Annotated in this window: 4 protein-coding genes and 1 pseudogene; 1 reads left to right on the top strand and 4 read right to left on the bottom strand. The window is 71.3% G+C overall.

Annotated elements, in window-relative coordinates:
* Positions 1-627, bottom strand: a 627-nt coding sequence (locus H5J26_RS28975) for an ROK family protein (RefSeq protein WP_181768934.1), incomplete at its 3' end; no start/stop codon positions are given.
* Positions 628-786: 159 nt separating this feature from the next.
* Between H5J26_RS28975 and H5J26_RS28970 the strand changes: the two genes are divergently transcribed.
* Complete coding sequence (locus tag H5J26_RS28970) at positions 787-1,839, top strand: LacI family DNA-binding transcriptional regulator (RefSeq protein ID WP_309238106.1); 1,053 nt, start codon at positions 787-789, stop codon at positions 1,837-1,839.
* Between the two features lie 71 nt (positions 1,840-1,910).
* Here H5J26_RS28970 and H5J26_RS28965 read toward each other — a convergent pair whose 3' ends face one another.
* The 3 genes and pseudogenes from H5J26_RS28965 to H5J26_RS28955 all read right to left on the bottom strand — a co-directional run.
* Complete coding sequence (locus H5J26_RS28965) at positions 1,911-2,666, bottom strand: nucleotidyltransferase domain-containing protein (RefSeq protein ID WP_181768932.1); 756 nt, start codon at positions 2,664-2,666, stop codon at positions 1,911-1,913.
* 105 nt (positions 2,667-2,771) lie between these two features.
* Positions 2,772-3,071: a hypothetical protein gene (locus H5J26_RS28960; protein WP_181768931.1), complete on the bottom strand. Its 300-nt coding sequence runs from the start codon at positions 3,069-3,071 to the stop codon at positions 2,772-2,774.
* Positions 3,072-3,274: 203 nt separating this feature from the next.
* Positions 3,275-4,092: pseudogene (locus tag H5J26_RS28955) on the bottom strand (serine/threonine protein kinase); the annotation flags it as partial.

The following is a 4,092-nucleotide window of genomic DNA, read 5'->3' as shown; positions in this document are numbered from 1 at the left end:
CCTTCTTCGGGCAGCAGGCGTACGGGATCGAAGCCGCCGCACAGCGCTACTTCTCCAGGGGCCGCTGGCGATGCGTTCGACGCAGCCGCGGCCACCGCACGGGCAGCTGTCACCGTCCAGGTCGACGCTGATGTGGCCGATGTGACCGGCGTTGCCGCTGGGGCCCGGGTGCAGTTCCCCGCCGAGGACGAGGCCACCGCCGACGCCGGTCGAGACCACCATGCACAGCGCGCCGGTACGTCCCCGCGCGGCGCCCTGCCAGTGTTCCGCCGCCGCCATGGCCACGCCGTCGCCGACGAGTGTGACGGGCAGCCCGTCCGTGCGCTTGCGCACGCCCTCGACCAGTGGATACTCGCGCCACCCGGGGATGTTGACCGGAGAGACGGTACCCGCCTTGGCGTCCACGGGGCCCGCGCTGCCGATGCCCACGGCGCCCGCGCCCGGCCAGGACGGGGAGGCCGCCAGCTCGTCCAGTACCTCGCCGAGAGCACCCATGACCTGATCCCCGTGCGCACACTGAGGCGTGGGGCGCTGTGCCCGTACGACCAGGTCACCGCCACGGTCCACCAGAGCACCCGCGATCTTGGTGCCGCCGATGTCGAGCGCGACCACGAGGTCCGTGTGCATGGGTGATGTTCTCCTGAGGACGGGACGAGCGACCCGTCCCCGGCCGGGAACGGTCAGAAGCCCAGTCTGGACGCTGGTGACAACGTTGTCCAGACTGTGTGCGGGCGGGCTATGCTGCTCGCTGCCCTTGCAACGCCCCCTGAGAGGGAACCGACGCCCGTGCCCGAGACCGCACGCTCCGCCTCAGCCCGTACCCCCGAGCGCCGCTACGGGAACCGGCCCACCATGAAGGATGTCGCCGCCCGGGCGGGAGTCGGCCTCAAGACCGTCTCCCGGGTGGTCAACGGGGAGGCGGGGGTCTCCCCCGACACCGAACGCCGCGTGCAGGAATCGATCAGCGCCCTCGGCTTCCGGCGCAACGACAGCGCCCGCATCCTCCGCAAGGGCCGCACGGCCAGCATCGGGCTGGTGCTCGAGGATCTCGCCGACCCCTTCTACGCGCCGCTCAGCCGCGCCGTCGAGGAGGTCGCCCGCGCGCACGGCGCACTGCTGATCAACGGCTCGAGCGCCGAAGACCCCGGCCGGGAGCAGGAGTTGGTCCTCGCGCTGTGCGCCCGCCGCGTGGACGGCCTCGTCATCGTTCCGGCCAGCGACGACCACCGGTACCTGGAGCCGGAGATAGCCGCGGGGGTGGCCACCGTGTTCGTCGACCGGCCGCCGGGGCACATCGACGCCGACCTGGTCCTCGCCGACAGCTTCGCGGGCGCCCGGGACGGCGTCTCCCATCTGATCGCGCACGGTCACAGGCGCATCGGCTTCATCGGCGACCGGCCCGGCATCCACACCGCTCACGAGCGGCTCCGCGGCTACCGCGCGGCGATGTCGGAAGCCGGACTGCCGGTCGCCGAGGGCTGGCTGGCTCCTGGTGCGACCGACCCCGGGCGCGTACGGGCCGACGCCGAGCGCATGCTCGAAGGGCCGGAGCGGGTCACCGCTCTGTTCGCGGGCAACAACCGGGTCACTGTGACGCTCGTGCGAGTGCTCGCCGAACTGGACCGCCCGGTCGCGCTCGTCGGGTTCGACGACTTCGAGCTGGCCGACCTGCTCTCGCCCGCGGTGACCGTGATCGCCCAGGACCCCGCCCAACTGGGGCGTGCGGCCGCGGAACTGCTCTTCCGCAGGCTTGAGGGCGTGGACGATCCGCCGCGCCGGATGACGCACCCGACCCGGCTCATAGCCCGGGGCTCGGGCGAACTGCCGCCCAGCGACTGACGGTTCACCTGGCCTCTCGCGCTCGTCCGGCCAACGGTCCTGCCAATTGCCCACCGGCATACGGCGATTGCTCACCCCGGGAAGACCGACTCGAAGAGTGCGCCGGCCTCCTCCACAGCTCTCAGCAGCGCGTCGGGCTCCGGACTCAGTGACGCCAGTACGTCGTCGACGCCCCGCAGCCCGGCCTGCTCCAGGAGTGTCTTCTCGTTGGTGACCCACTCGCCGCGCGCCGCGAGGACGGCATGCGCCTGCTGCATCGCGGCGACGGCGATCGCCCCCGCGACCTCGGTGTGCCCGCCTCGCGGGGCGTTGTACGTGCCGGCGTACGACAGCGTCATCCGGGCCGTCTCCCTCCACCGTGCCGACGCCTCCACGCGCAGTGCCGGCGGATAGGACGGGCGCGGCAGCCGGCCGCGCAGAACGTTGTTGCGCGCGAGCTCGCCGACGACGAGGTAGCTCGGAATCCCCGCCAGATGGAACATCAGGGGCTCGCGGTGGAACCTGCCCGCCTCCGCCTCGGCCAACTCGGCTTCCACGACGTCGAGATCGCGGTAGTGCACGTCGGTCCTGCGGCCGTCAACTGTGAGCCAGGCGCCGCCGTTGAAGACGCCTCCGCCCCACCCGCCGACCTCGCTGACCTCTCCGGGCCAGCCGACCGCACGCAGCGCCTCCGGGTCGAACTCTCCCCGGTAGTAGAGGGCGAAGTCCCAGTCGCTGTCGGCACGTTGGGTTCCCAGGGCGCGGGATCCGCCCAGAGCCACGGCGAGTACGGCGGGCAGCGCGGCGAGTTCGTCGGCGACGTGATCGAGGAAGGCCTGGTCGTCCATGCGGCAGGTATACCGGATGCGCGGGCGGGCCTCATGACCGGGGACAACTGGGCCGTCTGGCTCACCGAGACTCGTTGCCCGCGCGCACCACGAAGCGCCTACTGGTCAGACGGGATCGGTGAACGAGATCGGCTTCCCGGTGGCGTGGGCATACGCGATCTCCCTGCTCGTGGACTCGCCCACATACCCGCCGGGGTTGACGACCAGAACCCGGTCAGCCAGGTCGATCTTGCGCAGGTGGAGCGCGTCCAGCGCGGTCTTCTGCTCGTTGGTGATCAACTCGTCTGCTTCGCCTGGCGCGAGGACGATGACACCTGCGAAGGTCAGATCACGGTTCGCCGCACGCATCTCGTCCACGAACTGGGTGGAACCGCAGATGCAGACAATCTCAGGTCGGTCGGCCACGGCTCAGTCCTCGGTAGAACGGGAAACCGTCGGTGCGCGTTGACATCCCAGACAGGCACACGAGCCAACAGTTTGCGCAGCGAGATGGACACCACACGGCTGCACCGTCCCAGGCGGGAGGTGTGGCCCGTACAGGGAATGGCGCTGCTCGGCGGCGAAGTCCGGGGCGCGCCCGGCTCACCACCTTCCTTCAGTAACACGGCCTAGCAGGTGGGCAGCCCGGGCAGGGGCTCGTCGTTGCCGCCGCCTCTGATGTACACGACGCTCAAATAGACGTCCGAGTTGCCGCTGTCGTCGTCGGTCTTCGCCCACCAGACGTTCGTCCAGCGTCCTGAGGTCTCCCGGTGTGAGAGCTTCGACTGGCAGAAGAAGTAGTTGTTGCCGGCGTTGAGTTGTCCGACGGGCTGGTGGCCTCCGTCGTACGAGGTGGCCGTCTGCCACGTGGAGCAGTCGTACTTGCCGCCGCCGCTGGGGTGACAGGCCGGTGCGGGGGCGGGTCCGCCGCCGGAGGCCGCGCCGCCACCCGTCGACCCACCGCCGTCTCCCGCGTCCGAGCCGGTTCCGCCCGAGTCGGAGCCGCCACCGGAACCCTTGTCGTCCTCGTCTCCGTCGCCACCCTGACGACCGTCGTCCTGCCCGCCGGCCGGACCGCCTGCCGCCGCGCCGGCCTTGGGACCGTCGGATCCGGGGCCGCTCGGCGAGGGGTCGCTGTCACCCGATTTGCGGTCGGCGTCCTTCCTGGCGTCCGCTCCCTCGGAGTCCGAACTCCCTCTCTTCCCGGAGCTCTCGGCCGCCCCGGTCCCCCCGTCGCCGTCCTGCGCCATGACGGTGTACGTCGCTCCGGCACCGGTCAGCAGAACGGCCACCGCTGCGGCAGCGACAAGGGCGCCCCTGCGTCCCCGTGAAGGGCTGCCGCGGCGCAGGGTGTCCCGGTCCGTGTCCCGGTCCGTGTCCGGGCTTTCGTCCGGACCGTGGCCCTGCCCGTAGGACCCTGCGCCGGCCGACTGCCCGCTGAACGGGC

The sequence above is a fragment of the Streptomyces albidus (ex Kaewkla and Franco 2022) genome, from assembly GCF_013870515.1.
Classification (GTDB): domain Bacteria; phylum Actinomycetota; class Actinomycetes; order Streptomycetales; family Streptomycetaceae; genus Streptomyces; species Streptomyces albidus.
The sequence above is the reverse complement of the archived record's forward strand: the minus strand, read 5'-3'. Positions and strand labels throughout refer to the sequence as shown.